The following is a 25,548-nucleotide window of genomic DNA, read 5'->3' on the forward strand; positions in this document are numbered from 1 at the left end:
GCGTGATCTACGGGGCGTCCACCGGGACCTCGGGGACCCCAGGGGCGTCGATCGACGGCCCCTGCGCCTGGGCCGGCGGGTGAACCGGCTGAACCGCCTGCGACGGCTGCAGGGGCTGCACCGGCTGGAGGATGCGCAGGGGCTTCGTCGGTGTGACGTGGTCCGCCACGGTCTTGGGCCGGGCCTGCCGCTCGGGCAGGAGCTCCAGTACCGCCTGCCGGTGTGCCGGATGGGCGGCCTCGTCGTACGGGTCCGGCGTGGCGGGCACCTGGAGCCGGTGCACGGGACCGGTGCCGAGGCGGGCGTATCCGCGCCCGGGCGGTGCGACGGCCGTCGGCGTGGTGTGCGGGGGCAGTCCCAGCACGTCGGCGATCTGCTGGATCGAGGCGGACCCCAGGACGACCCGGGCCCGGGTGTGCTGCCAGACGGCGTCGTGCAGCAGCTCCAGGTGGTCGAACTGTTCGGCCACCACCACGGTCACGTGCGCGGCGCGCCCGTGCCGCAGCGGCACCTGGAGCTGCGCGAGCGGGTCGGGAGCTCCCTCGGCGGCGGCGAGGTGGCCCAGCACGCTGGGCCGGTCGAGCAGGATCCACAGCGGGCGGCGGGTGTCCTCGGGCGCGGGCCGTCCCGCTTCCCGGGCACGATGGGTGGCGATCAGGCGCCGCTCGGTCTCGCGCGCGGCCCATTCCAGGGTGGCCAGCGCCCCGGCCGGCCCGCACTCCACGGCCAGCACGCCGGCCCGGCCGGACAGGCAGGAGTACTCGCCGCTTCCGCCGCCCTCCACGATCAGTACGTCGCCACCGTGCCGCAGGGCCTGCAGGGCGACCGAGCGCAGCAGCGTGGAGGTACCGCTGCCGGGCTGGCCGACGGCCAGCAGGTGGGGCTCGGCGGAGCGGGAGCCGGTGCGCCAGATGACCGGCGGCATGTCGCGGGGCTGGTCGGCCTCCAGGACGGGCAGGGTGCGCTGCACCCCGCCGGCGTCGGTGAAGCCGAGCACGGTCTCACCGGGGGAGGTCACGAAGGGCTGGGCGGCGATACCTGTCGGCAGCGCCGCCAGCACACTCAGGTCGAGCTGGTTGCCCTCCTCGTCCCAGTCGAAGAGATACTCCCGTCCGCGCCCGGACTTGGCGTGCAGCAGTGCCTCGATCCGGGCCCGCGAGGCGGCCTCGCCGTCGGTGAAGTAGGCCGGGTAGCGGATGTGGAGCCGGGTGACGCGGCCCGCCTCGTCGAACTCGTAGCCGCTGAAGGCCTTGTCCCAGTCCCCGCCGTGGGCGAAGAGCGGACTCGGGTCCTCCGGGACGGAGAAGTACGGCACGAGTGCTTCGTAGAGGGAGCCGAGGCGTTCGGTCTCGGCATCGCTGGGTCCTGTCTTCACCGGGGTGCGGTCGCGTCCCTGCCAGGCCGCCGCCGCCATGAGGGTGATCAGGGCGGCGAGGGGGCCGTAGGGGACGAGCGCGACCACGAGGACGCAGGCGACGCCCAGGAACAGCGCGGGACCACGCTTGTCCTTGGGGGTGTCGCACCACTTGCGCCGCCCGGCCGAGGCCAGGATGCGCAGCCCCCGCCCGATGACGAGGAGCGGATGGAGGACGTCCGTGGCGCTGTCGGCGGCCGTGCGAGCGAAGTCGCGGCCCCGGGTCAGCGACACGGTGCCGCTGCTGAGGATGCGGGGAAGTGGGCGCCGGACCACGGGCGTCTCCTGGAGTTGTGGATGCTTCGGGTGGTTGCCTGGGCGGGGCGCTAGAGCTTGATCCCGCCGAGAAGACTCGCGAGGCTCGCCGTACTCGCCGTGATGCTGGGGGCGATGGCGGAGCCCGCGAGGAAGAAGCCGAAGAGCGCGCACACGAACGCGTGCGACAGCTTCATTCCGTCCTTCTTGAAGAAGAGGAAGCAGATGATGCCGAGCAGGACGACACCTGAGATGGACAGGACCATGAGGAGTTCTCCTGGTGGGTGGGGACAGTCACCATCAGTTCTTCCAGGCTCACAGCAAGTATCAATGCGACAAAAGGTGCGTATGGGTGAATATGAGGAATTTTCACTTGACCGGCCCAGCCCGGCTGGCGTGCCGGGCGGCCAGGCCGCAAGGGGGCCGCAGGGTGATCATTGCCTCGGCCCGCTCCGCTCATGTGCAGGTCCGGGCGCTACTCTGGCGATTCACCCGTACGGACGCGCTGCCGTACGCACCCCTGCCCGTGAAAGGCGGTACGACCGATGAGTGAGCACGTCGAGGGCAGCTCCCCGGCCTCCCCGGACGTTCCCGACGAGGACGTCATCGAGCTGGCAACCAAGATCTTCGACCTCGCCCGTCAGGGTGAGACCGAGACCCTCGCCGCCTACCTCGACGCGGGCGTCCCGGCGAACCTCACCAACGACCGCGGCGACACCCTCGTCATGCTCGCCGCGTACCACGGGCACGCCGACGCCGTCACGGCCCTGCTCACCCGCGGCGCCGAGGCCGACCGCGCCAACGACCGCGGCCAGACCCCGCTCGCCGGGGCCGTCTTCAAGGGCGAGGAAGCCGTCATCCGCGCGCTGCTCGCCGGCGGGGCCGACCCGAACGCCGGAACCCCCTCCGCCGTGGACACGGCCCGCATGTTCGCAAAGGCTGACCTGCTGGAACTTTTCGGAGCCAAGTAGTCCGCTTTTGGCCGGTCGCTGACCGGCCCAGACCTCACGGATTGGTCACGGCGGCCTTAAATGTGGTCGCGGCGCACAAACCGACTGGGTCATCATGACGACGGATTCGATTCGCGGACAGGGCGGACGGGCAGGAGCGGGCAGGACACAACGGGTGTCCGAACCTCTTCCTGCCGGGGGACCGCCGCCCTGGCCGTGAAGCACCGACGAGAGTGAGAAGGCAATGGTCTACATCGAGCGGAACATGACGGCGGACGTCCTCACATGCTGTTACGCGGCCCTGTGAATTTTGATTCCCGGTTGCGTCCCCAGCTTGATTTGAGGCCATTCCCATGTTCGAACCAGTCATAGCGCCGAGCGGCACCCTGCTCGGTCTCCTCCAGCGCGGCCGCGGCGACGGCACGCTGCACGCCCTCGCGGCGCCCAGGGCCGAGGCCCTCGCGGCGCTCGACCGGTGCGTGGCCGGCGATCCGCGCCAGGACTGGCAGGTCGAGAACCGCTCCTTGTACTACGCCCGGCTGTACCTGGACCTCGACGGCCCCCTGGGCGAGATCGAGACCCACCTCTTCGGCGTCGACGACCTCGTCGACGAGGACGACCGCCGCACCGGCCTCGCCCTGTCCGTCCTCGGACACCTGGCCTCCTACGGCCGCGACGACGCACTCATGCTGCTGCGCCGCTACGCCGCCACGGGCGCCAACTGGGCCTGGGCCCTCGACGAGCTCGCCCTGCGCGACGACGACGAGGGTCTGCGCTCGCTGGCCGACGCCGTCCTCGCCCGGTTCCCCGCCACCACGGAGGGTGAGGCGCGGCTCGCCGCCGCCGTCCGCGACGCCTACGAACCCAGACCCTGGCGCCTGTGGGAGGAGAACCCCGAGGCTCCCGAGTACGCCGCCCGCCTGCGCGCCGCCCGCCAGCAGGGCTCCTTCGACCGCTGGCAGCGCCAGCTCACCCCGCGCGGCCCCCAGCCCGGCTGGGGCGTCCAGGCCGTCTTCGACTGGGCCGCCGACGGCCTGCGCCGGGGCACCCCCCTGCACGTCCCCGCCGCCCGCTGCCTGGCCGCCGTGGCCACGCCCGAGGACCGCTCCGCGATCCTCGCGGCCGCCGCCGGCGCCTGCGGCGAGGCCGCCCGCGCCACCGCCCTGCACCACCTGGTCCTCGCGGAACCGGAGAACCCGGCCGTACTGGACCTCATCGAGGCCGCCGGCGACGAACCGGCCGTGGCCGCGTACGAGCGCATGTGCGGCCCCGGCGCCGTCGAGCGGGCCCGGCGATGGATCCACCGCCCCGACGCCCTCGGAGCGGCCGCAGCGGCCATCCTGGCCGCCCGCGGCGGCGCCGAGGACGCGCACCTGGTACTCGGGGCCCTGCGCTCCACGGTGCGGGGCGCCGGCCCCGACTCGGCGCGGCTGTTCGCCCTCGTCGACGGAGCGGGCCGGCTCGCGGTCGGCTGCGCGGCGCCGGTGCTGCGCCACGTCTACCGCGAGACGGCCTCGTCCCACCTGCGCGGCCGGGCCGCGCGCGCCCTGGCGGCCACGGACCCGTCGTTCGCGGAGGGCTTCGCGGTCGAATGCCTCTGGGACTGCGAGGAGACCACGCGCGAGGTAGCCGCCCACCACGCGGCGACGGCGGACGCCCGGGTGACCCCGAGACTCCGCCGCCTGGCGGCGGACCCGGCGGAAGAAGAGGACGTCCAGTCGGCGGTCCGCAGCAGGATCGCTCCGGAGTCGGCGGTGTAGGCGGTGGTGGGGCGGGCCCCGCCGCAGCCCGGGCCCGCCCCACCACCGCCCGCCCCCCTCACCGACCCCCCACGAACCGAACCCCTACCCCCGGTCGGGCCTGAGCGGCCGCGTCGAGGGCGGGGCCCGGGGGGACTACGCCGATGACCGGGTAGCCGCCGGTGACCGGGTGGTCGGCCAGGAAGACCACCGGCTGACCGTCCGGAGGCACCTGCACCGCACCCAGCACCATGCCCTCGCTCGGGAGTTCCCCGGCCCGGGCCCGGGTGAGCGGGGGGCCCTCGGTGCGCAGGCCGATGCGGTTCGAGGCCGCCGAGACGCGGTACCGCGCGCGAAGCAGCCGGTCCGTCACCGACTCCGGGTCGAACCAGTCGGCCCTCGGCCCCAGCCGCAGCGGGAGCACGAGTTCCGAGGGCGGGCCCGGCACGGCCAGGGCGTCCGCCCCGCCCACCGGATCCGGACCGGCCGGGCCCACCGCCAGCAGCGCCCCCGCCGTGAGGACCGGCGGCCCGAGGCCCGACAGCAGATCCGTCGAGCGGCTGCCCAGGACCGGCCGTACGGCGAACCCTCCCCGCACCGCGACGTAGCTGCGCACTCCCGACTCCGCCCGGCCCACCTCGAGCTCCGCCCCGGCCCGCAGCAGGACCGGGGCCCCCCAGGGCGCCGCTCGCCCGCAGACCCGTACACCACAGGGCGCTCCCGTCACGGCCACCACCACCGGGCCGCCCAGGGCCCGCAGACCCACGCCGTCCAGGGTCGTCTCCAGCGTGGCGGCCTCCGGCGGGTTGCCCAACAGGCGGTTGGCCAGCGCGTGCGCCCCCGCGTCGAGGGCGCCCGAGCGCGGTACGCCGAGATGCGCGTACCCCGGCCGGCCCAGGTCCTGGACGGTGGTCAGCGCGCCCGGCCGGAGCACCTCGAAGGCCTGCGAGGCCCGCGCGCCCCGCACGAGCCCTGAAGGCCCTCCGGACCCTCCGGGCCCCCCGGCCCCCGCGAACTCCCCGGCCCCCGCCTCCCCGCTCACGCCGTCGCCTCCGTGAACCGCACCCTCACGCCCGGCGCGAACAGCGCGGCCGGTTCGCGCGACGGGTCCCACAGGACCGCGTCGGTCGATCCGATCAGCTGCCAGCCGCCGGGGGAGGAGCGCGGATAGACCCCCGCGTACTCGCCCGCCAGCGCGAGCGACCCGGCCGGGACGGCCGTACGGGGCGTCGCGCGGCGGGGGAGGCGCAAGCGGGGCGGGAGGCCGGTCAGGTAGCCGAAGCCGGGGGCGAAGCCGCAGAAGGCGACGCGGAACCCGATGCCGCCGACGAGGCCGGGGACCTCCTCCGGGGCCACCCCCCACAGCGCGGCCACCTCGGCCAGGTCCGGTCCGTCGTAGCGCACCGGGACCGTGACCGGCGGCGGACCGTCGGCCGGTGCGAGCGGCGGGACGGTCCAATGGGCGATGCGGGCCGCGAGGGCGCGCGGGTCCCTCACCCCGTCGAGCAGGACGGTCCGGGCGGCGGGCACGATGTCCCGTACGCCCTCCAGCCCGGCGGATTCCTCCCTCCCCTCCGTCCCCGCGGCCCCCGCCGCCCCGGCCCGGCGGCGCAGCAGCTCCGCGTGGAGCGCGGCCACCTCCTCGGCGGAGTCCACCTCCAGGAGCAGCGCGTCGGCGCCGACGGCGAGCGTCCTCACCCCGCCGGTCACGCGAACGCCTCCACCCGGACTCCGGCCGCGCCGAGCGCCGTCCGGACCGCCCGGGCCAGCTCCGCGGCCCCGGGCGTGTCCCCGTGGAGGCAGAGCGAGCGGGCGGGGACCGGGACGCGGGACCCGTCGGCGGCCGTCACCGCGCGCTCGGTGGCCATCGCGACGGCGCGGGCGACCACCGCGTCCGGGTCGTCGAGCACGGCTCCCGGCTCGGCGCGCGGCACGAGGGTGCCCGCCGGGGTGTAGGCGCGGTCGGCGAAGGCTTCTGGGACGGCCCGCAGCCCGGCGTGCTCCGCCGCGGCAAGCAGCAGCGAGCCGGGCAGGCCGAGCACGGGGAGCCCCTGCCGCCCTGCCGCCAGCAGCACGCCGGAGACGACGGCGCCGGCCTGGGTGGCGTCGTGCACGGTGCGGTTGTAGAGCGCGCCGTGCGGTTTCACGTACGACACCGCGGAGCCGGCCGCCCGGGCGAAGACCTCCAGCGCCCCGATCTGGTACGCGACCTCGTCGGCCAGCTCGGCGGCCGGCACGTCCATGGCCCGGCGGCCGAAGCCCGCGAGGTCCCGGTACGAGACCTGGGCGCCGATCCGCACCCCGCGGGCGGCCGCCAGCTCGCAGACGCGGCGCATGATGGACGGGTCGCCGGCGTGGAAGCCGCACGCGACGTTGGCGCTGGTGACGACGGACAGCAGGGCCTCGTCGTCGGTCAGCGTCCAGCGGCCGAAGCCCTCGCCGAGATCGGCGTTGAGGTCGATCACGGGGGCGGCGGGGCCGGGCGAATCCGGTGTGATCATGGAAGCCATGACGTGAGCGTAGAACAGGGCGGGTTCCGTGCGCCGGTCCACCGCCCCCGCGCCCGTCTGGGCCGCCCGTCCGCCTCGTGGTCCCGCCGGCGGTGGGAACGAACGGGCCGAACCATCCCGTTTGGGATGTTGTCAGTATCAGCGCCTAGTCTTTGTCCGTGACTTTCCCTGCCACGGCGAAGACCCTTCCGTCCCCGGCGCCGGGCCCGGCCGCCGACGAGGGCCTGGCCCGGCGGCTGCGCGCGCTCGCCTGCACCGCCCCGCTGCACGACCTCGACGTACGCAAGGCCAATCTGGCCGGCGAGTACGGGATCTACGCGATGGCGGAGGTCGCGCTCGCCGCGATCGACCTGGTCACGCTCAACATGGACTTCGACACGGGCGCCGACCACGAGCAGATAGTGGCCAGGCTGCTGCCGCGGGTCGCCGCCCAGGCGCCGGGCCGCCCGGCGGTCGAGCACGAGCGGGTGGCCCGCTGGGTGCTGGAGAACCTGATCAACGTCGGCAGCGTCGACCGGGGGTTCCGCGCGATCTACGGCACGTTCGGTCCCGACGGGGTGTACGTCCGCCGGGACTACGACTTCAAGCTGATCGAGGAAGTTCCCGGCTACGGCGGCGCGGTGTACCTGCGCACGACGGACGAGGCCGTCAACGTCCTGGTCGGCGCCCTCGACACGGACGTCACCAGCGCGCAGATCGCCGCCGAGGTCAAACTGGAGGTCCTGATCAGCCGGGGCCGGCTCGCCGACGCCCAACTCGCCGCCGAACAGGCCCGCTACCGCACCGTCCAGTACGCCGAGACCCTGCGCCGCACGCTGGACGCGACCCGTCGCAACGTACGGGCGGTGGACTGGCTGGTGACCGTACCCGACATGATCGCCGAAGCCCTCGACCACGTGGCCGACCGCTACCGCCACGAGAACGCGATCCTGACCAACATCCGCAAGGCGCGCGACGAGGCGGAGGAGCCGGACAACAAGCGCCGCGCCGCCGAGCTGGTCGACATCGTCAAGGACTGCATCCGCCGCCACACGCAGCTGCAGTCCCGGCTGCTGGACGCCGGCCCGCTGTTCCGCGCCGAACAGGACCGGCAGGCCTTCGCGGCTCCCGCGGCCCGCTCCGGGATCGACCTGTACGGGCAGCTCGTCGCCCCCGCGCTGCCGCTGCCGCTCGCGCAGGCCTCCCGGGTCACGGACGCCTTCTTCGCGTCGGGTGCCGGCTTGCGGACCCCGGTCTCGGTGCGCGTCGCCGACCTCGTGGAGATCCTGCTGACCCCGCCGGTGGAGCGGGAACACCTCGGCGTGGAGATGCCGGAGCCCGACCTGATCGCCACCCCGGACGACAGCCGCTTCAGCGAGGAGCAGCTCGCGGCCGCCATGGAGCTCCTGGAGCTTCCGCACGACGCCCCGCGCCGGCTGTCCGGCCTCCTGGCACAGGCCCGCCGCTCCGACCCGGACCTGCCGTACCTGGTCGCCCTGCTGGCCGTCCACGCGGCGAGCCCGGCGGTGGGAACGGCCTACCGCCAGGGGGAGGAGCGGCTGCTCTTCGCGGTCGACGACGGAACCGAGCTCGACGACCCCGAATTCGGCGGCGCGGACCTCATCGTCGGAACCGCCCTGCTCGACTCGGCGGCCATGACGGCGGACCGCACGGAGGCGGCATGACCGCCGCCGCCCCGGCAGCACGGAGGGGCGGGGCCGGGTTCACCCCCGCCCCGGCGCCACCGTCCGGCTCCGCCACGTCGGCCCCGTCCCCGGCCCCGGCACCACCGTCCGGCTCCGCCGGCTCCGCCCCGGCCCCGGCCGCACCGTCCGGCTCCGCCCCGTTCGCCGCGGGCACCACCGCACACCACGAGAGGCAGTACCCGTGAGCGACCACCACGCCGAGCAGCACCCCGCGTGGAGCGAGCCCGACGCGCAATCGGCCGTCCCGGCCGTACCGGGACAGGCGACCGCCCCCGTGACCCCGGCGGACGCCGCCGACGCGGCCCGGCTGGTCGCGTTCGGGCTGCAGCCCAAACTGCTGCCCGCCCGCGACGCGGAGTACGCCGAGCTGCTGCGCCGCTACCGCGAGGACCCCGCCTTCGGGCGGCTCGCCGACGCCGTCGCCACCGGTCTCGGGCTCGTCGTCCTGGAGGTGTCCCCCCGCGCCGGCATGGCCGTCGCCGCGGGCGAGGACTCGGTCTTCGCCGTCCGCATGGGCGACTACGCCCGCCGCGCCACCGCCGACTCGGCGGACCGCTTCCTGCACGGTCTCGCCCACCTCGCCGTGGCCGCCCTCGCCTTCCCCCGCCCCGAGGACCTCGCCGACGACGGCTACATCGGCCGGATCACCGTCAACGGCGTCGACTCCTTCGTCCGGCAGACCTGCCGCCGGCTGGAGGAGCGCGCGGAGGAGCTCGGCGAGAACACCGACCCGGCCTCCGACGCGCCCGGCCTGGAGGCCGCCTGGCGGGTCTACGCCCGCCGCAGCGCGACCGGAGCCACCAAGGACGCGCGCCGCCTGGCCGGCTCCACCACCGGCATCGTCGGCAAGGCCGCCGCCTTCCTCACCGACTCCGGCTTCCTCCAGCGCACCGGGGACGACTCCGGAGGCACCTACCGCACCACCCCCCGCTACCAGCTCCAGGTCCGTGACATGGCGGGCAGCGCGGCCATGGCCGAACTCCTGGACCTCGGGGTGGTCCCCGTCAGCGACGGCTCCGCCAGCCTCCTGCCGCCGCCCGAGGGCGACGACCTCGAGCTCGCCGCCGACGCCGGGCTGCCCTTCCACGCCTAGCCCGCGCCCCGATCCCCGTACCCGCACCCCTACGAGAGACCGCGAGAACCCGCCGCCATGTACGAGCTGTCCCGGATCCGCCTCTACTCCATCGGGCCCGCCGGCGCGCGCTACGCCGACACCGTGCTCGACCTGCGCGGAGTCGGCGCGCCGGTGCCCCACCCGGCGCCCGCGCAGGCGGAGTTCTTCCAGGACGAGCCCACCGGCCCGCCGCGCCGCCCCGCGCCCGCCGGCGTGCTGTTCCTGGAGAACGGCGGCGGCAAGTCCGTCCTGCTCAAGCTGATCTTCTCGGTGATGCTGCCCGGCCACCGCAACACCCTCGGCGGCGCCAGCTCCGGCGTGCTGCGCAAGTTCCTGCTCGCCGACGACTGCGGTCACGTGGCGCTGGAGTGGCAGCACACGCAGACCGGCGCATGCGTGGTCGTCGGCAAGGTCAGCGAGTGGCGCGGACGCCAGGTCTCCAACGACCCGCGCAAGTTCGCCGAGGCCTGGTACTCCTTCCGTCCCGGCCCGGGCATGGGCCTCGACAGCCTCCCGGTGGCCGAGGCCACGTCGGTGCGCCCGCCCGTCGAGGGAGTCTCCGGAGCCAAGGGACGGCGCCGCACGATGAAGGGCTTCCGCGACGCCCTCACCGACGCCGGCAAGGCCTACCCGCACCTCGAGGTGTACTTCGAGGAGATCCACGACCGCTGGAACGAGCACCTCACCGAGCTCGGCCTCGACCCCGAGCTCTTCCGCTACCAGCGCGAGATGAACGCCGACGAGGGCGAGGCCGCAGGCCTCTTCGCGGTGAAGAAGGACTCCGACTTCACCGACCTGCTGCTGCGCGCCGTCACCGACACCCGCGACACCGACGGACTCGCCGACCTCGTCCACGGCTTCGGCAACAAGCTCGGCCGACGCTCCGAGCTGATGGCGGAACGGGAGTTCACCGCAGGCTCCGTGGACCTCCTGACCAAGATCGTCGAGGCCGCCGAGACCCGCTCCCGGCTGCGCGACGTCCACGCCGGCGCCGAACGCCGCACACGCTCCCTCGCCCGGCGCCTGTCCGCCCGCGCCACCGAGGAGCGCGGCCGCGCCGCCGACCTCGCGCAGCGGGTCACCGGCGCCGCCCACGAGGTCACCGCCGCCGACTCCGCCCGCTCCCGCAGCGCCGCCGTCTCCGCCGAACTCGCCTACCGGCACGCCTCGCTGGCCCTGACCGTCGCCGACAAGGCCGCCGCCGCGCAGCGCCGCGAGCTCCTCGAAGCCCGCACCCTGCACTCCGCCTGGCAGGCCGCCGAGAACGTGCTGCGCCACCGCGCCGCAGCCGACCGCTCCGCCCGGGTCGCCGCCGCGATCCTGGAGGCCGAGCGGGACGCGGCCCCGGCGCTGGCCGCGCGGGCCACCGCCGCCGTCGAGCTCGTACGGGCCCTGCACACCGCCGCCGAGCAGGGCGAACGGGCCGCCAACGAGGAGGAGGAGCGTTCCGCCGTCCTCCAGGAGACCGGCGAGGCCGCCCACCGCGATGCCACCGCCGCCGCCACGGCCGCCCAGCGGGCCCGCAGCGAGGCCGAGCACCTGCGCGCCCGCCTCGCCGAGGTCCAGCAGGAGACCGACGAGGCCGTGCGGGCCGGCTGGCTCGACGACTCCGCCCCCGACGCCGACCCGGCGCGGGCCGCGCTGGCCGCCTCCGACGCCGAGAAGACGGCCGTGGCCGCCTGGGACGAGTCCCGCGAAGCCGCCCGCAGCGCGTCCGAGGCCGCCCGCGACGCCACCGCGGCGGAAGCGCGCGCCGAGCTCACCGCCGCCCGCGCGGCGGACGCCGCCGACGCGGCCGAAGCCGCGTACGGCGCCGAGTACCGGGCCGCCGCCTCGCTCGCCGAAGCCCCCCGCCTGGCAGCCCTCCTGGGCGCCCCCGCCTCGGGCCGTCCCGAGCGGGCCGCCGGCCATGACGCCCCCGCCGAGGGCCTCACGCCCGAGGATCTCGACCGGGGCGCCGACGACCTGCGCATCCTGCTCACCGACGGGGTCGCCGCGGCGGAACGCCAGCTGTTCGAGCTGCGCACCGCCGCCGCCGACGACTCCCGCATCCTCGGCGCCCTCGGCGACGGCGGCCTGCTGCCGCCCGGCCCCGACGTCCTCGCCACCGTCGAGTACCTCGGCGAACACGGCATCCCCGCCCTCCCCGGCTGGCGCTACCTCGCGCAGTCCGTGGACCCCGCCGACCACGCCGCCGTCCTCGCGGCCCGCCCCGAACTCGTCGACGGCGTCGTCATCACCGACCCCGACACCCACGCCCGCGCCCGCGAAGTGCTCTCCGGTGCCGCCCTGCTGCCCCGCTCCACCGTCGCCGTCGGCACCGCCGCCGCCCTGCTGGCCCCCGTCCCGCCCGCCGAGGACGCCGACGGACCGGGCGCCTCCGGCATCTTCATCGTGCCGCCGAACCCGGCCATGCACGACGAGCACGCCGCCGACGAGGAGCGCCAGGCGCTGCGCACCCGGGCCACCGCCCGCGACACCGAGATCCGCGACCTGGCCGCCCGCCTCTCCGGAGACCGCGAGCTCGCCGCCCGGCTCGCCTCCTGGCGCACCGGCTGCCCGCCCGGCCGCCTCGCAGAACTCGCGGGGCAGGCCGCCGCCGCCCGTACCTTCGCCGAGGAGACCGACGCCGAGCTCGCGGAGGCCCGTACGGTACGGGCCGAGGCCGACGAGGCCGCCGCCGACGCCGCGCGGATCCGCGACGAGCGCCAGGACACCGCGCAGCGCGCCCGCCGGGTGGCCGACGCCCTCGCCGGCCTCGCCCACCGCCTGCGCGAGCGCGCCGGCTGGCAGGCCAGGGTCCGCGAACTCGCCGAGGAGGCCGCCGAGGCCGAGGCCCGCGCCGAGGTCTGCCTCGACCGGGCCCGCGCCGCCGACGAGGACCGCCGCGCCGCCCAGCGCGCAGCCGACGACGCCCGCCGCACCGCCCGGGCCCTGCGCGCCGAACGCGCCGAGATCGCGGGCGCCCCCGACCCGCTGCCCGCAGGGGACGGCACGCGCAAGGCCCCGCTCCCCGACCTCCGCGAGGCCTACCGGGCCGCCTCCCAGCTCTACGAGAAGGTGGGCGTCGGCGCCGACCTGCGTGCCGAACAGGCCCGCGCCGAGAGCGACGAGAGCGCCGCCCTCGCCGAGCTCGACCGGCTCACCAACAAGGTCCGCACCCGCGCCGCCCAGCTCCTCGAGGGCACCGACGGCTCCGACGGCCCTTCCCGGCAGGCCGCCGCCGCCCGCGCCGAGGCCCTCGTGCAGATGCTGGAGACCCGCGCGACGACCGCGAGCGAGCAGCTCGGCCGCCTGCGCGGCGAGGCCGAACGGCACGCCCCCGCCGAGGGCGGAGCGCACACCGAGCTGCCCGAGGAGCTGATCCCCGCGGACGTCGAGCAGGCCCAGTCCCTGCTGCGCACCGCCACCGCCCAGCTCGGCGCGCACACCGCCGCCGTGGAGTCCGCCCGCGCGGCCCACGCCGACCTGCTGCGCGCCCACCGCACCGCCGAGGACGGGGCCGGCGGCTTCGACGAGACCGCCGCCCTGCTGCGGGACCTGCTGCGCGACCACACCCACCACGAGGACGAGCAGGAGCCGGTCCCGCACGCCGGCACCCTGGAGGAGGCCCGCCAGTCGGCCGCAGAGGCCCGCCGTTCGCTCCGGGCCTGCACCGCCGACCTGTCGGCCGCCGAATCCGCCGTCCGCGAGGCGAGCGACACCCTCGTCCGGCACGCCAACGCCAACCGCTACGAGCAGGTACGCACCCCCGCACGCCAGCAGATCCGCGAACTGCCCGCCTCCGCCCTGCCCGAGCACGCGGCGGCCTGGGCGGCCGCCTTCGCCCCCCGGCTGCGCGTCCTCACCGACGAGCTGGCGCAGCTGGAGCGCAACCGCGACAGCATCGTGGACCGGCTGCGCGGACTCGTGGAGTCCGCCCTGGCCACCCTGCGCTCCGCCCAGCGGCTCTCCCAGCTGCCCGAGGGCCTGGGGGAGTGGTCGGGCCAGGAGTTCCTGCGCATCCGCTTCGAGGAGCCCGACCAGGCCACCCTCACCGAGCGCCTCGGCGAGGTCATCGACGAGGCCACCCGCGCGGCCGTGAAGAAGAACAGCACCGCCTCCTTCGGCGAGGGCCGCCGCGACGGCATGTCGCTGCTGCTCCACGGCGTCCAGGCGGCTCTGGAACCCAAGGGCATCGCTGTGGAGATCCTGAAGCCGGACGCGGTGCTGCGCGCCGAGCGGGTGCCGGTCGGCCAGATGGGCGACGTCTTCTCCGGCGGGCAGCTGCTCACCGCGGCGATCGCGCTGTACTGCACGATGGCGGCGCTGCGCAGCAACGACCGGGGCCGCGACAAGCAGCGGCACGCCGGCACGCTGTTCCTCGACAACCCGATCGGACGCGCCAACGCCACGTACCTGCTGGAGCTCCAGCGGGCCGTCTCGGACGCGCTCGGCGTCCAGCTGCTCTACACGACGGGCCTGTTCGACACGACGGCCCTCGCCGAGTTCCCCCTGGTGATCCGGCTGCGCAACGACGCCGACCTGCGGGCCGGGCTGAAGTACATCAGCGTCGAGGAGCACCTGCGCCCCGGGCTGCCGCACCAGGCACCGGACGAGGAGACCATCCACGGGGAGATCACGGCGACCCGCATGTTCCGCCGCAGCACCGTCGCTCCTTCGTGACGCGCGCTCCTTCGTGACGCGCGGCCGGCGCGCCTCGGCGCCGGGCGCCTTCGTTCCCTGACGCGCCGCGCGTCACCGAAGCGAGCTCCCCGGCTCGACGCCGCCCCGCGGCCACCGTCCGGCCGTCACGGTCCGGCCGTCACCGTCCGGTCCTGGACGGCGGCGGCCAGATGCCGGTCGCCTCGCCGTGCGAGCGGACGCGGTCGGGCTGCCGGGGCTGCGGCACGGGAGTCCGTGACCGGGCCGCGGCCGCATCGCGGCGGGACCGGCGCCGCTCGCGCCGCCGCCCCCGCGCCGTGCTGCTCGGCTCCGAGACGACCCCGTACCGCTGGTTCCACGTCTGCCGCGTGATCATGACGTCCAGCACGCCCCAGGTGGCCACGACGGTCCCGCCTATCGCGCAGAGCGCCAGCGGGAGGGCAAGCCAGGAGCCGGTGACCGTCAGGAAGAACGCGGTCGTCGCGACCGTCAGCGTCACGGCCACGATCAGCACCGCGCGCACGGCGGACTCGCGGACCGGATCCGGCATGCGCCGCTCCCCGGCCGCCTGTTCGACCCACAAGGCCCGCCCGGACGACGCTCCGGGCCTTCCCGTACCGTCCTCGTACTTCGTCGCCATGCTCCGCTCCTCCCCTCCACGCGCCCGGTCATGCGCCCCCGGAACAGGTAGACGTACGGCGGGGCCCGGAGATTCCCGCACCGCGGACGCGCGCCTGCCCGTAATGGCTGCGGAACAAAGAATTCCAGCCATCCATCACGTTACGGGAACCGACACCGCACCAAGTGTCATCTGCCGCATATCGGGCCGCTCTTGGCGGACCTATCGGACAACTCGTGATCTTCGGCCAGGTGCTCGGCCGAAAATGTCCGGACACGCCTTCGAAGGCGCGCTGTGGCAGTAGTAGGCTCACGCCGTTTAAATGACGGAACACCGGCCCCGGACAGAGGGGTTGACCTGGGGGAGGCTGGGGAGGCCATGCGCTTTCGCGGGAAATCCATCCGCCGGAAGATCGTGGCGTTGCTTCTTGTGCCGCTCGTCTCCCTGACCGCCCTGTGGGGCTTCGCCACGGTGATCACCGGCCGGCAGGCCGCCCAGCTGCTCGGCGTCGCCTATGTCATCGACAAGGTCGGCTATCCCGTCGAGGACGTCGTCCGGGTCATCCAGACCGAACGCCGCCAGACCCTCGTGGTCATCGGCGATCCCCGGGCGTCCACCGCGACCACCGAACTCGTCAAGCGCCGCAAGGCCACCGACGAGATGGTCGCGAAGATCACCGCCGACGCCAAGGACCCCGACGTCGGCGACGAGCTCACCCCCGCCGCCGCCCAGCGCCTGAACTCCATCCTCGACGCCTTCCACGGCATCGGCGCGCTGCGCACCGCAGTCGACTCGGGCTCCCTCGACACCAGCCAGGCGCTGGAGCTCTACAGCCGGCTGGTCGACCCCTGCTACGAGTTCCTCGTGAACCTCCACGCACTCGAGAACGTGGAGATGGACAAGCAGGGCCGCGCCCTCGTCGGCATCACCCGCGCCCGCGAGACCCTTTCCCGCGAGGACGCGGTCGTCGCCTCGGCCCTCGCCGCCCGCAGCGTCAGCCCGGCGGACATCCGGCACGTCTCCGACCTCGTCGCCAACCGCAAGCTGCTCTACGAGTTCAACCTGGTGCTCCTCCCGTCCGCCGACCGGGAGCAGTTCGAGCAGTACTGGAACAACCCCGAGAGCAGGGCCCTGCGCGAGGCAGAGGAACGATTCATCGCCCAGGGCCCGGGACGCAACCCGCGCAGCGCGACCCCCGCCCAGTGGGACGAGGCCTCCCAGAAGGTCCTCGCCGAGCTCGCCACGATGGGCACCGCCGCCGGCGACCGCTACCAGGAGCGCGTCGAGCCCGAGGCCATGAACGTGCTGGTGCAGGCCGCCGTCGCGGGCGTCCTCGGCTTCATCGCCCTCGCCGTCTCCCTCGTCCTGTCCGTACGCATCGGACGCGAGCTGGTCCGCGACCTGTCCCGGCTGCGCAAGGAGGCCCACGAGGTCTCCGGCGTCCGCCTCCCCGGCGTCATGCGCCGCCTCGCGGCCGGCGAACTCGTGGACCTGGAGACGGAAGCACCCCGTCTGGAGTACGAGAAGGACGAGATCGGCCAGGTCGGGCAGGCCCTCAACACCCTCCAGCGCGCGGCCGTCGAAGCGGCCGTCAAGCAGTCGGAACTGCGCCGCGGCGTCTCCGAGGTGTTCGTCAACCTGGCCCGCCGCAACCAGGTGCTGCTCCACCGCCAGCTCACCCTGCTCGACACCATGGAGCGGCGCACCGAGGACACCGAGGAGCTCGCCGACCTCTTCCGCCTCGACCACATGACCACTCGCATGCGCCGCCACGCCGAGGGTCTGGTGATCCTCTCCGGCGCCGCGCCCTCCCGCCAGTGGCGCAAGCCCATCCAGCTGATGGACGTCGTACGGGCCGCCGTCGCGGAGGTCGAGGACTACGAGCGCATCGAGGTGCGCAGGCTCCCCCGCCTGGGCATCGCGGGCCCGGCCGTCGCCGACGTCACCCACCTCATCGCCGAACTCCTCGAGAACGCGACGGTGTTCTCCCCGCCGCACACGGCGGTCCAGGTGCTCGGCGAGCCCGTGGCCAACGGCTTCACCCTGGAGATCCACGACCGCGGCCTCGGCATGACCCCGGAGGCGCTCCTCGACGCGAACCTCAGGCTGTCGGAGACCGCCGAGTTCGAGCTCTCCGACACCGACCGGCTCGGCCTCTTCGTCGTCAGCCGCCTCGCGCAGCGCCACGACGTCAAGGTCGGCCTCCAGCAGAGCCCCTACGGCGGCACCACCGCGGTGGTCTTCCTCCCGGTGACCCTGCTGACGGAGGCTCCCGAGACCGACGGGACGGGAATCCGCCTGGCCGGAGGCAAGGCCGCGGGCGGCCGGGCCCGCCCCGCGGCGGCCGCGGTCGAGCCGGGGGGGCCCGGGGGCCGCAGGCTGCCGGCCGGAGCCGAACTGCGCGGCCCCGTCGAGCTGGAGGCCCCGGTCGGCATGCTGGGGCTCGACGACCCCGCCACCGTCATGGACGGGTCCACGGCCGGCGTCGCGGGCCTCGCCGGGGTCGTCGGCGTCGCCGGGAGCACCGGGGGCAACGGCCGGCCCGCCATGACCACGCTCGACGACGAGACGCCGCCCAACGGCACCCCGCGCAGCTCCCTGCTGGGCCTGCGCCAGACGGGCCGCCCCCACGGGGAGCGGCACGCCGAGCGCGGCACGCCCTGGAAGGGCGACCGCACCGGGGAGCGCACCGGCGACCGGAGCGCCGACGCCGCCGACCGCAACGGCGGCGGCCGCGACGGCTTCCGCGACCGGGGCCCGCTGGCTCCCACCGGACCGGTCCGCCTGGAGACCTCCCACCCCGACGCCGCCCGGGCCGACGGCCCCCGCGCCAAGGGAGCCGTACCGCTCCCGCGCCGCAGGCCCGCGCCGACGCTCATCGCCGAGCACGGCCGCCGGATCGAGCCCCGCCCCGTCGCGGCGGTCCCCGATCCCGCCCCGGGCCCGGATGCCGCGGGAGCGTCCGGGGCCAAGCCGGGCCAGGGAAGCGGCGGCAGCCTGCCGCGACGCGTTCGCCAGGCCAACCTCGCGCCCCAGCTGAAGGACGCTCCGGCCCCCGTCCCCGCGGAAGCCGCCGCCGACCCGCTGGCGGACCGGGACGCCGACGAGGTGCGCCGCCGCATGTCCTCCCTCCAGCGGGGCTGGACGGCGGGCCGGGACCAGCACGCGCGGCAGCGGGCCGAGCGGGAAGCCCAGGCGGGCGCCCAACGGGACGCCCGGCAGCACACCGCGCAGAACACCACCGAGAACACCGCGCAGCACACCGCGCAGGACGCCGATGCGGCCGCGGGTCCCGGCCTACGGCAGGCCGAACACCGGGAAGCCCGGCACCGAGCACCGCAGCAGTCCGGGTCCGCGGGCGGCACCTCTGCCGCCTCCGGCCCCGGATACGAGAACGAGGGGGACGGCCGATGACGGCACCGCAGTCCGGCAACGACACCTGGGGCCGCGGCTCCGGGCCGCTCAACTGGCTCCTCGACGAGCTCGTCGACAAGGTCGCCAGCATCCGCAAGGCCGTGGTCCTCTCCGGCGACGGCCTGCCCACCGGCAGCTCCGCCGAGCTGACCCGGGAGGACAGCGAGCACCTGGCGGCCGTGGCCTCCGGCTTCCACAGCCTGGCCAAGGGAGTCGGCCGCCACTTCGACTCCGGCACGGTCCGCCAGACGGTGGTCGAACTGGACGAGGCGTTCCTCTTCGTCATGGCCGCCGGTGACGGCAGCTGCCTGGCGGTCCTCGCCGACTCGGAATCCGATGTCGGGCAGGTCGCGTACGAGATGACCCTCATGGTCAAGCGCGTCGGTGACCATCTGGCGACCGCCCCGCGCACCGGGCTGCCAGCCGGAGGGTGAGTCGGACGGCATGAGCGATCCAGGCCGGGACAACCCCGCCCGCACCCCCGCCCGCCCGCCCGCCCCGACCCGCGGGGCGGCTTTCGGCGCGGCGCCCGACGGCGCCACCGACCAGTGGTTCGACGACGACGCGGGTCCCGTCGTGCGCCCGTACGCCATGACGCGCGGCCGGACCAGCCACGCGGGCCAGCACCGGCTGGACCTGATCGCGCTGGTGGTCGCGGAAGCCGCGGCCGACGACCCGGTCTGGGACGCGACCCTGTCCCCGGAACACGCCCACATCCTCGGACTGTGCCGGGCCCGGCCGCAGTCCGTCGCGGAACTCGCGGCCGACCTCGACCTCGCGGTCGGCGTCGTCCGCGTCCTGATCGGCGATCTCGCCGACGACGAACTGGTTCACGTGAGCCGGCCGGTACCGCCGGCCGAACTGCCCGATGAATCCATATTGCGTGAGGTGATCGATGGCCTTCGGGCGCTCTAGCCGCACCGGCGCCCTGCATGCCGTGACGCCGGTCGAGCCGCTGACCCTGAAGATCCTGGTCGCGGGCGGTTTCGGGGTGGGCAAGACCACCCTGGTCAGTGCGGTGAGCGAAATCAGACCGCTGCGGACGGAGGAACGGCTCTCCGAGCCGGGCCGGGGCGTCGACGACACCGGGGGAGTGGAGGGGAAGAACACCACGACCGTCGCCATGGACTTCGGGCGCATCACACTGCGCGAGGACCTGGTGCTGTACCTGTTCGGCACGCCCGGACAGGACCGGTTCTGGTTCCTGTGGGACGAGCTGGCCCAGGGTTCGCTCGGCGCCGTCGTGCTCGCCGACACCCGCCGCCTCGCGGACTGCTTCGCCGCCGTCGACTACTTCGAACGGCGCGAGATCCCCTTCGTGGTCGCGGTGAACTGCTTCGACGGCGCCGACCGGCACCCCGTGGTCTCCGTACGGGAGGCCCTGGACCTCGCCGTGGAGGTGCCGGTGCTGCTGTGCGACGCGCGCGACCGGGAGTCGGTGAAGGACGTCCTGGTGGGGGTCGTGGAACACGCGATGACGCTGGCCCGGGCCCGGCGCCAGAGCCTGAGCGCCGGGGCCTGACATGGAGGCGACCCGTACCCCCGCCGACTGGGGTACGGGCCGCAGCTCACATGGGGGGCTCCGGTCCCGTCGCGGAGCGGGACTGTGGAGCGAGTGTGAACCCGCCGCCGGGGGCCGTCAAGCGTTCGGACAACAGACCCTGTTCAGCCGGGCCGCGCCGCCGCGCGGCGGCCGTCACCGGACGGCGACGACGGCCGAACCGTGCCCGAACAGCCCCTGGTTCGCCGTGATCCCCGCCCGCGCCCCCGGCACCTGCCGGTCCCCGGCCGTACCCCGCAACTGCCACGTGAGCTCGCACACCTGCGCGATGGCCTGCGCCGGTACGGCCTCCCCGAACGACGCCAGCCCGCCACTGGTGTTGACGGGAATCCGCCCGCCGAGCGCCGTCGCGCCCTCCCGCACCAGCTTGGCCCCCTCGCCCTCCCCGCACAGGCCGATGTCCTCGTACCACTCCAGCTCCAGCGCCGTGGACAGGTCGTACACCTCGGCGAGCGAGAGGTCCTCCGGCCCCAGCCCCGCCTCCTCGTAGGCGGCCCGCGCGATCGAGGACCGGAAGGAACCGGGCACGGCTGCGACGGCGGTCACCGAGTCGGTGGCGATGTCCGGCAGGTCGAGGACCGTACGGGGATAGGTCGGCGTCACCGTGGACACGGCCCTGATCCGCACCGGGTCCGCGATCCCCCGCGAGCGCGCGAAGTCCATGCTGCCCAGTACGAGCGCCGCGCCCCCGTCGGAGGTGGCGCAGATGTCGAGCAGCCGCAGCGGATCGGCCACGACCGCCGAGGCGGCGACCTCCTCGGCCGTCACGGCCTTGCGGTAGCGGGCGTTCGGGTTGAGCAGTCCGGCCGCCGCGTTCTTCACCTTGACCTGCGCGAAGTCCTCGCCGGTGTCCCCGTACAGCGCCATGCGCCGACGGGCGTACAGGGCGAAGTACGCCGGGTTGGTGGCCCCCAGGACCCGGAAGCGCAGCCAGTCCGGATCGTCCGGCCGCTCCCCGCCCGCCGGGGCGAAGAACCCCTTCGGCGCGGCGTCCGCCCCGACGACGAGGACGACGTCGGCGAGGCCGGCCAGGATCTGCGCCCTGGCCGCCCCGATGGCCTGGGCGCCGGAGGCGCACGCCGCGTACACGCTGGTCACGCGCGCGCCCTGCCAGCCGAGCGCCCGGGCGAAGGTCGCGCCGGCCACGTAGCCGGGATAGCCCGACCGTACGGTGTCGGCCCCGACGACGGACTGCACGTCCGTCCACTCCAGCCCGGCGTCGGCGAGCGCGGTCCGGGCGGCGGCCCGCCCGTACTCGACGAAGCTGCGTCCCCACTTGCCCCACGGGTGCATGCCGGCCCCGAGGACGGCGACGTCGGCGCTCATCGCTCCACCCCCACCGGCCGGAAGTGCCAGGTGGTCCAGGTGGTGCCGGACGCGGCGTCCTCGTTCAGCACGCCGCCCACCACCTCGACCTCCATCCCGACCGCCAGATCGGCGACCGTCACCCCGGGCACGGTCTGCCCCAGCACCACCATCCCCTCGGCCTCCAGCTCCACGGCGACCAGGGTGTACGGGGTCCAGGGCGCGTCCGGGTCGGACACGTACGGCGCGGGCGGCCGGTACCGCCCGTCGGTGTAGGACCAGACCCGGCCGCGCGGGGAGAGCGGGGTCTCGACGAGCTCGCCACCGCCCGGGCAGTGCGGATTGCGGCAGTACGCGTCCTCGCGCGGGAAGAACACGGCGGCGCAGGCGGAGCACCGGGTGCCGAGCAGCCGGAGGCCGCCCTGCGCGCCGTCCTCGGTGAACCACCCGCTCACGACGGGTGTACGTGTGTGTTCCAAGACCCCTCCCGACAACAGAATCTGACGATCCGTCAGGAGTCTGTCACGGGAACACGCCCCGGTCACCCGTTCTCGGCGAGCCACTTCCGCGCGATCTCGCCCAGCTCCGCGTCCCGCCCGGCCAGCATCATCCGGATCATCTGCGCGTCCCCGCGCAGCGACCAGCCCGGATTGCCGAAGGTGGCCGGATTGTTCCCCTCGATGAGGAAGTGCGCCGGCCAGGCCGTCCCGTAGCCGATGAGGGGGAGCGCCAGGACGTAGCGCCCCCGCCCGCGGGCGAGTCCGTAGGCGGTGAGGGCGAGGCCGGTGAGGGTGCCGGTGAGGTGGACCCAGCGGGTGGCGGCGCGGGAGTGCAGGGCGACGTAGTACGGCCAGAACTCCTCGTACGAACTGAAAGTCATGCGGGCACGGTACTCAGCGGTGAACGGAGGCGACAGAGACGGGAAAGTCGAAGTACGCGTCCGGGAACGCCTCCGGCCGGTACGTGAAGTGCCACCACTCCTCGGGCAGGTTCACGAACCCCTGCCCGCCGAGCACCCGTCGCAGGAGCTCCCGGTGCGCGCGGGCCGTGCCCGTCACCCGGGGGCTGTCGGTGTGCGTGAGCGGATCGAAGTAGTCGAAGGGGGTCCCCATGTCGAGGGGCTCGCGGCCGAGGTCCGTCAAGGTCACGTCCACGGTGCTGCCGCGGCTGTGCCCGGACCTCTCGGCGATGTACCCCTCCGGGATCAGCCGGTCCTTGGCGACCCCCGGATAGAACTCCGCCTTCGTCCGCTGGTCCGCCGGGTCCCGGGCCCAGCGGACGAACCGGCCGACGGCCCGCTGCGGCCGGTAGCAGTCGTACACCAGGAGTGAGTACCCGCGCCGCAGCGCCTCCCGCTGCGCCCGGCGCAGGGCCGCGGCGGCGGGCCGGGCGAGCAGGCAGACGGGCTCCTCGTAGCCGTCCACCACCGTGCCGGTGAAATTGTGCGCGGTGGCGTACCGCATCTCCTGCCCGATGCTCGGATCGACCTCCGCGAGCACGGCGAAGCCGGTCGCCGGAGCGCCCGCGTCCGGGCCTCCCGGCGCTCCCAGCACACCCAGCGCTCCGATCCATCCCGCAACGACCGCCATCCGCATGCCCCTTGGCTTACCATCGCCGCATGCCGGCCCCCCTGAAGGACTCGCACTGCTCCTCCTGCGGAGCGCTGTTCGATTCGACCGACTGGCCCCGTGCGTGCCCCTCGTGCGGCGCGGTCGCCTACCGCAACCCGCTCCCGGTGGCGGTCGCCCTCCTGCCCGTCGAGGACGGGCTCGGCACCGGCCTGGTGGTCATCACCCGCACCATCGAGCCCGCGCTCGGCGGGGTCGCCCTGCCCGGCGGCTTCATGGACTTCGGCGAGGACTGGCGCACGTCGGTCGTCCGCGAACTCCGTGAGGAGACCGGCATCCGCGCCCCGGCCGCCGAGGTCTCCCTCGCGGCCGCGCACACGTCCCCGGCCGGCCACCTGCTCCTCTTCGGCCTCCTCCCCACCCGCCCCGCCTCCTCCCTCCCCGTGTCCGCGCCGACGGACGAGACGACGGGCTGGCACGTCCTGCGCGGTCCGCGGGAGCTGGCCTTCCCGTTGCACACGCAGGCGGCGGGGGACTGGTTCGCGGGACGGTACGCGTGAGCGGGCAGCGGTAAGCGGTGACCCCGGGACTCCACGGGCCGGCCGGCCGAGCCGCTCCGGGAGACGGCCGGGTCGCGGCCCCGGACCGTCGGCCGGGAGTCGCGCGCCGCTTCGCGTAGCGGGCGACGCCGTCGTCCGCTACGCGGTGAGGGGGACACCTTTACCGAACTCTGATGGCATGCTCCGGTCAAATCTGCCAGGCTTCCGGCAGCCGTCACCCCCCCGGCTGCCCCCCGGCGCACCCAGGCCGGCCCGGCAGCCGCCGAGCAGGCCGCGATCCCGGCCGCCTCAAAGGAGTTTCGCGTGAGATCCACCCCCCACAAGGCCCTCGCGGCGAGCGCTTTCGCCATCGCCGCGCTGGTCGCCTCCGCATGGCCCGCTCCCTCCGCGGCAGCGGCGCCCGCCGCCTGCACACCCGCCCAGGTGGTCGCCAACGGCGGCCTCGAAAGCGGGACTTCGCCCTGGGTCCAGTCCCAGACCGGCCTGATCACCAACCGCGCCGGTCAGAGCGCCCACGGCGGCACCTCCTTCGCCTGGCTGAACGGCGTCGGCAGCACGCACACCGACACGCTCTCCCAGAGCGTCACGATCCCCTCCGGGTGCAGCGCCGCGGCCCTCACCTTCTGGCTGCACGTCGACACCACCGAGACGACCACGTCAACGAAGTACGACAAGCTGACCGTGAAGATCGGCGCCACGACGCTGGCGACGTACTCCAACCTCGACAAGAACACCGGCTACACCCAGAAGTCCTTCGACGTCTCGGCGTTCGCGGGCCAGACCGTCACCGTCGCCTTCACCGGCACCGAGGACTCCAGCCTCAAGACGAACTTCGTCCTCGACGACATCGCCCTCGACACCTCCGGCGGCACCGTCCCGCCGGCGGACGACACGCGCACCCCGGCCGCCCCCGCGTACACCGTCAACCTGAGCAGCAACGCGAGCGGCACCGGCTGGACCGGCCACGAGAGCGCGAGCTTCACCAACGCCTCCGCCACCCCCCTCGGCGAGGTGTACCTGCGGCTGTGGGACAACTACCACGGCACCTGCTCCGCCATGCCGATCACGGTCACCAACGTCACCGGCGGCACCGCCGGCGCGCTGTCCGTCGGATGCACCGCCCTCCAGATCACCCTGCCGACGCCGCTGGCGCAGGGCCAGAGCGCCACGATCGGCTTCGACCTGGGAATCACCGTCCCCAGCGGCGCCGACCGCTTCGGCCACGACGGGGCCTTCAACATGGTCGGCAACGCCCTGCCGGTGCTCGCGGTCCGGGACGGAGCCGGCTGGCATCTGGACCCGTACACGAACAACGGCGAGTCGTTCTACGCACTGGCCTCCGACTTCAACGTGACCCTGGACCACCCCACCTCCCTGCTGGTGCCCGCCACGGGCGCCTCGGTCGACACCCCGGGAACCAGCGGACGCACGGTCACCACCGCGACCGCGACCAAGGTGCGTGAGTTCGCCTGGGCGGCCGGACCCTTCAGCAAGATCTCCGGCACCTCGGCCGCCGGCACCCCCGTCAACATCTACTCCGTCTCCGGCATCAGCGCGGCCGACTCGCAGTCGATGCTCACCACCGCCAAGTCCGCCGTGGACGCACACTCCGCCAGGTTCGGGGCCTACCCGTACGGCGAGCTGGACGCGGTGATCGACAACAACTACTGGTTCGGCGGCATGGAGTACCCCGGGTTCGTCCTCGACCTGGTCAGCACCACGGCGCTCACCCACGAGATCGCCCACCAGTGGTGGTACGGCATCGTCGGCGACGACGAGTACACCAGCCCCTGGCTGGACGAGTCGTTCACCGACTACGCCACCGACCTCGCGCAGAACAAGACCGGCGCGAGCTGCTGGAACAGCGTCTCCTGGGCCTCGTCGGCCGAGAAGATCACCAACTCGATGGCCTACTGGGACGCCCACTCCTCCCGCTACTCCACCGTCGTCTACGGCTACGGCAAGTGCGCCCTGCACGACCTGCGGCGCGTGCTGGGCGACACGGTCATGGCCAAACTGCTGAAGGACTACGCCACCTCGCACTGGTACGGGGTCTCGACCACGGCCGAGTTCAAGGCGGCCGCCCAGGCCGCCACGACCACGGACCTGACCTCGTTCTGGTCCACGCACCGCATCGACGGCTAGCAGGGAACGGTCCGCCGGGGCGCACCCGCGCCCCCGCGGGCCCCCCCCCCCCACCCCCCCCCCCC

21 protein-coding genes are annotated in these 25,548 nt (G+C 74.5%); 11 read left to right on the forward strand and 10 right to left on the reverse strand.

Annotated features, from left to right (window positions below; translation table 11 throughout):
- Positions 1-7 precede the first annotated feature (7 nt).
- Both ABZY44_RS16725 and ABZY44_RS16730 read right to left on the reverse strand, forming a co-directional pair.
- A complete protein-coding gene (locus ABZY44_RS16725; RefSeq protein WP_356654328.1) occupies positions 8-1,690 on the reverse strand; it encodes a hypothetical protein in 1,683 nt (560 codons plus the stop codon).
- Between the two features lie 50 nt (positions 1,691-1,740).
- A complete protein-coding gene (locus tag ABZY44_RS16730) occupies positions 1,741-1,935 on the reverse strand; it encodes a hypothetical protein (protein ID WP_008743136.1) in 195 nt (64 codons plus the stop codon).
- A gap of 279 nt (positions 1,936-2,214) precedes the next feature.
- Between ABZY44_RS16730 and ABZY44_RS16735 the strand changes: the two genes are divergently transcribed.
- Both ABZY44_RS16735 and ABZY44_RS16740 read left to right on the forward strand, forming a co-directional pair.
- A complete protein-coding gene (locus tag ABZY44_RS16735) occupies positions 2,215-2,640 on the forward strand; it encodes an ankyrin repeat domain-containing protein (protein WP_356654330.1) in 426 nt (141 codons plus the stop codon).
- A 332-nt stretch (positions 2,641-2,972) separates the two neighbouring features.
- A complete protein-coding gene (locus ABZY44_RS16740; protein WP_356654332.1) occupies positions 2,973-4,379 on the forward strand; it encodes a HEAT repeat domain-containing protein in 1,407 nt (468 codons plus the stop codon).
- A 58-nt stretch (positions 4,380-4,437) separates the two neighbouring features.
- Here the strand turns inward: ABZY44_RS16740 and ABZY44_RS16745 are convergent, their stop codons facing one another.
- From ABZY44_RS16745 to ABZY44_RS16755, 3 genes are all read right to left on the reverse strand, one after another.
- Positions 4,438-5,325, reverse strand: coding sequence for a biotin-dependent carboxyltransferase family protein (locus ABZY44_RS16745; RefSeq protein ID WP_356654370.1), 888 nt, complete (start codon positions 5,323-5,325; stop codon positions 4,438-4,440).
- Positions 5,326-5,396: 71 nt separating this feature from the next.
- Entirely contained in the window at positions 5,397-6,056 is a 660-nt protein-coding gene (locus tag ABZY44_RS16750) for a carboxyltransferase domain-containing protein (protein WP_356654372.1), read from the reverse strand.
- An 8-nt stretch (positions 6,057-6,064) separates the two neighbouring features.
- Positions 6,065-6,868: a 5-oxoprolinase subunit PxpA gene (locus ABZY44_RS16755; protein WP_356654334.1), complete on the reverse strand. Its 804-nt coding sequence runs from the start codon at positions 6,866-6,868 to the stop codon at positions 6,065-6,067.
- Positions 6,869-7,026: 158 nt separating this feature from the next.
- Here ABZY44_RS16755 and ABZY44_RS16760 point away from each other — a divergent pair, with 158 nt between their 5' ends.
- The 3 genes from ABZY44_RS16760 to ABZY44_RS16770 all read left to right on the forward strand — a co-directional run bounded on the left by ABZY44_RS16760 (position 7,027) and on the right by ABZY44_RS16770 (position 14,332).
- A complete protein-coding gene (locus ABZY44_RS16760) occupies positions 7,027-8,532 on the forward strand; it encodes a hypothetical protein (RefSeq protein WP_356654336.1) in 1,506 nt (501 codons plus the stop codon).
- Positions 8,533-8,734: 202 nt separating this feature from the next.
- Positions 8,735-9,646: a hypothetical protein gene (locus tag ABZY44_RS16765; protein ID WP_356654338.1), complete on the forward strand. Its 912-nt coding sequence runs from the start codon at positions 8,735-8,737 to the stop codon at positions 9,644-9,646.
- A 57-nt stretch (positions 9,647-9,703) separates the two neighbouring features.
- Positions 9,704-14,332, forward strand: a complete 4,629-nt coding sequence (locus tag ABZY44_RS16770) for a hypothetical protein (protein ID WP_356654340.1) — start codon at positions 9,704-9,706, stop codon at positions 14,330-14,332.
- Positions 14,333-14,471: 139 nt separating this feature from the next.
- On the opposite strand, the gene ABZY44_RS16775 is transcribed toward ABZY44_RS16770, so the two are convergent.
- A complete protein-coding gene (locus ABZY44_RS16775) occupies positions 14,472-14,951 on the reverse strand; it encodes a hypothetical protein (RefSeq protein WP_356654342.1) in 480 nt (159 codons plus the stop codon).
- Positions 14,952-15,308: 357 nt separating this feature from the next.
- On the opposite strand from ABZY44_RS16775, the gene ABZY44_RS16780 reads away from it, so the two are divergent.
- From ABZY44_RS16780 to ABZY44_RS16795, 4 genes are read left to right on the forward strand one after another with little or no spacing between them, the layout of a single operon-like run.
- Positions 15,309-18,344, forward strand: a complete 3,036-nt coding sequence (locus ABZY44_RS16780; protein ID WP_356654344.1) for a nitrate- and nitrite sensing domain-containing protein — start codon at positions 15,309-15,311, stop codon at positions 18,342-18,344.
- Complete coding sequence (locus tag ABZY44_RS16785; RefSeq protein WP_356654346.1) at positions 18,341-18,778, forward strand: roadblock/LC7 domain-containing protein; 438 nt, start codon at positions 18,341-18,343, stop codon at positions 18,776-18,778. Before ABZY44_RS16780 ends, ABZY44_RS16785 begins: the two co-directional genes overlap by 4 nt.
- Positions 18,779-18,788: 10 nt before the next feature.
- Positions 18,789-19,259, forward strand: a complete 471-nt coding sequence (locus tag ABZY44_RS16790) for a DUF742 domain-containing protein (protein WP_356654348.1) — start codon at positions 18,789-18,791, stop codon at positions 19,257-19,259.
- Positions 19,240-19,866: an ATP/GTP-binding protein gene (locus ABZY44_RS16795; protein ID WP_356654350.1), complete on the forward strand. Its 627-nt coding sequence runs from the start codon at positions 19,240-19,242 to the stop codon at positions 19,864-19,866. The genes ABZY44_RS16790 and ABZY44_RS16795 overlap by 20 nt, the downstream gene beginning before the upstream one ends.
- 174 nt (positions 19,867-20,040) lie before the next feature.
- Here ABZY44_RS16795 and ABZY44_RS16800 read toward each other — a convergent pair whose 3' ends face one another.
- From ABZY44_RS16800 to ABZY44_RS16815, 4 genes are all read right to left on the reverse strand, one after another.
- A complete protein-coding gene (locus tag ABZY44_RS16800; RefSeq protein ID WP_356654352.1) occupies positions 20,041-21,231 on the reverse strand; it encodes a lipid-transfer protein in 1,191 nt (396 codons plus the stop codon).
- Positions 21,228-21,689, reverse strand: coding sequence for a zinc ribbon domain-containing protein (locus ABZY44_RS16805; RefSeq protein WP_356654353.1), 462 nt, complete (start codon positions 21,687-21,689; stop codon positions 21,228-21,230). Before ABZY44_RS16805 ends, ABZY44_RS16800 begins: the two co-directional genes overlap by 4 nt.
- Before the next feature lie 62 nt (positions 21,690-21,751).
- The gene (locus ABZY44_RS16810; protein ID WP_356654355.1) at positions 21,752-22,090 is read right to left on the reverse strand and encodes a DUF962 domain-containing protein; all 339 of its coding nucleotides are present in this window, start codon (positions 22,088-22,090) and stop codon (positions 21,752-21,754) included.
- 13 nt (positions 22,091-22,103) lie between these two features.
- Positions 22,104-22,799 (reverse strand): M15 family metallopeptidase, encoded by a 696-nt coding sequence (locus ABZY44_RS16815; RefSeq protein WP_356654357.1) that lies wholly within the window; start codon positions 22,797-22,799, stop codon positions 22,104-22,106.
- A 29-nt stretch (positions 22,800-22,828) separates the two neighbouring features.
- On the opposite strand from ABZY44_RS16815, the gene ABZY44_RS16820 reads away from it, so the two are divergent.
- Together ABZY44_RS16820 and ABZY44_RS16825 are read left to right on the forward strand one after the other, a co-directional pair.
- The gene (locus tag ABZY44_RS16820) at positions 22,829-23,338 is read left to right on the forward strand and encodes an NUDIX domain-containing protein (RefSeq protein WP_356654358.1); all 510 of its coding nucleotides are present in this window, start codon (positions 22,829-22,831) and stop codon (positions 23,336-23,338) included.
- A 303-nt stretch (positions 23,339-23,641) separates the two neighbouring features.
- Positions 23,642-25,483: a M1 family aminopeptidase gene (locus ABZY44_RS16825; RefSeq protein WP_356654360.1), complete on the forward strand. Its 1,842-nt coding sequence runs from the start codon at positions 23,642-23,644 to the stop codon at positions 25,481-25,483.
- Positions 25,484-25,548 lie beyond the last annotated feature (65 nt).

Source organism: Streptomyces sp. NPDC006544, assembly GCF_040611715.1.
GTDB lineage: Bacteria > Actinomycetota > Actinomycetes > Streptomycetales > Streptomycetaceae > Streptomyces.

What these genes read in the sequence shown, in the direction of transcription:
- ABZY44_RS16770 (WP_356654340.1), top strand. Translation starts at nt 9,704, where the DNA reads ATGTACGAGCTGTCCCGGATCCGCCTCTACTCCATCGGGCCCGCCGGC.
- ABZY44_RS16810 (WP_356654355.1), bottom strand. Translation starts at nt 22,090, where the DNA reads ATGACTTTCAGTTCGTACGAGGAGTTCTGGCCGTACTACGTCGCCCTG.
- ABZY44_RS16740 (WP_356654332.1), top strand. Translation starts at nt 2,973, where the DNA reads ATGTTCGAACCAGTCATAGCGCCGAGCGGCACCCTGCTCGGTCTCCTC.
- ABZY44_RS16785 (WP_356654346.1), top strand. Translation starts at nt 18,341, where the DNA reads ATGACGGCACCGCAGTCCGGCAACGACACCTGGGGCCGCGGCTCCGGG.
- ABZY44_RS16820 (WP_356654358.1), top strand. Translation starts at nt 22,829, where the DNA reads ATGCCGGCCCCCCTGAAGGACTCGCACTGCTCCTCCTGCGGAGCGCTG.
- ABZY44_RS16735 (WP_356654330.1), top strand. Translation starts at nt 2,215, where the DNA reads ATGAGTGAGCACGTCGAGGGCAGCTCCCCGGCCTCCCCGGACGTTCCC.
- ABZY44_RS16795 (WP_356654350.1), top strand. Translation starts at nt 19,240, where the DNA reads ATGGCCTTCGGGCGCTCTAGCCGCACCGGCGCCCTGCATGCCGTGACG.
- ABZY44_RS16790 (WP_356654348.1), top strand. Translation starts at nt 18,789, where the DNA reads ATGAGCGATCCAGGCCGGGACAACCCCGCCCGCACCCCCGCCCGCCCG.
- ABZY44_RS16780 (WP_356654344.1), top strand. Translation starts at nt 15,309, where the DNA reads ATGCGCTTTCGCGGGAAATCCATCCGCCGGAAGATCGTGGCGTTGCTT.
- ABZY44_RS16755 (WP_356654334.1), bottom strand. Translation starts at nt 6,868, where the DNA reads ATGGCTTCCATGATCACACCGGATTCGCCCGGCCCCGCCGCCCCCGTG.
- ABZY44_RS16775 (WP_356654342.1), bottom strand. Translation starts at nt 14,951, where the DNA reads ATGGCGACGAAGTACGAGGACGGTACGGGAAGGCCCGGAGCGTCGTCC.
- ABZY44_RS16730 (WP_008743136.1), bottom strand. Translation starts at nt 1,935, where the DNA reads ATGGTCCTGTCCATCTCAGGTGTCGTCCTGCTCGGCATCATCTGCTTC.
- ABZY44_RS16800 (WP_356654352.1), bottom strand. Translation starts at nt 21,231, where the DNA reads ATGAGCGCCGACGTCGCCGTCCTCGGGGCCGGCATGCACCCGTGGGGC.
- ABZY44_RS16815 (WP_356654357.1), bottom strand. Translation starts at nt 22,799, where the DNA reads ATGGCGGTCGTTGCGGGATGGATCGGAGCGCTGGGTGTGCTGGGAGCG.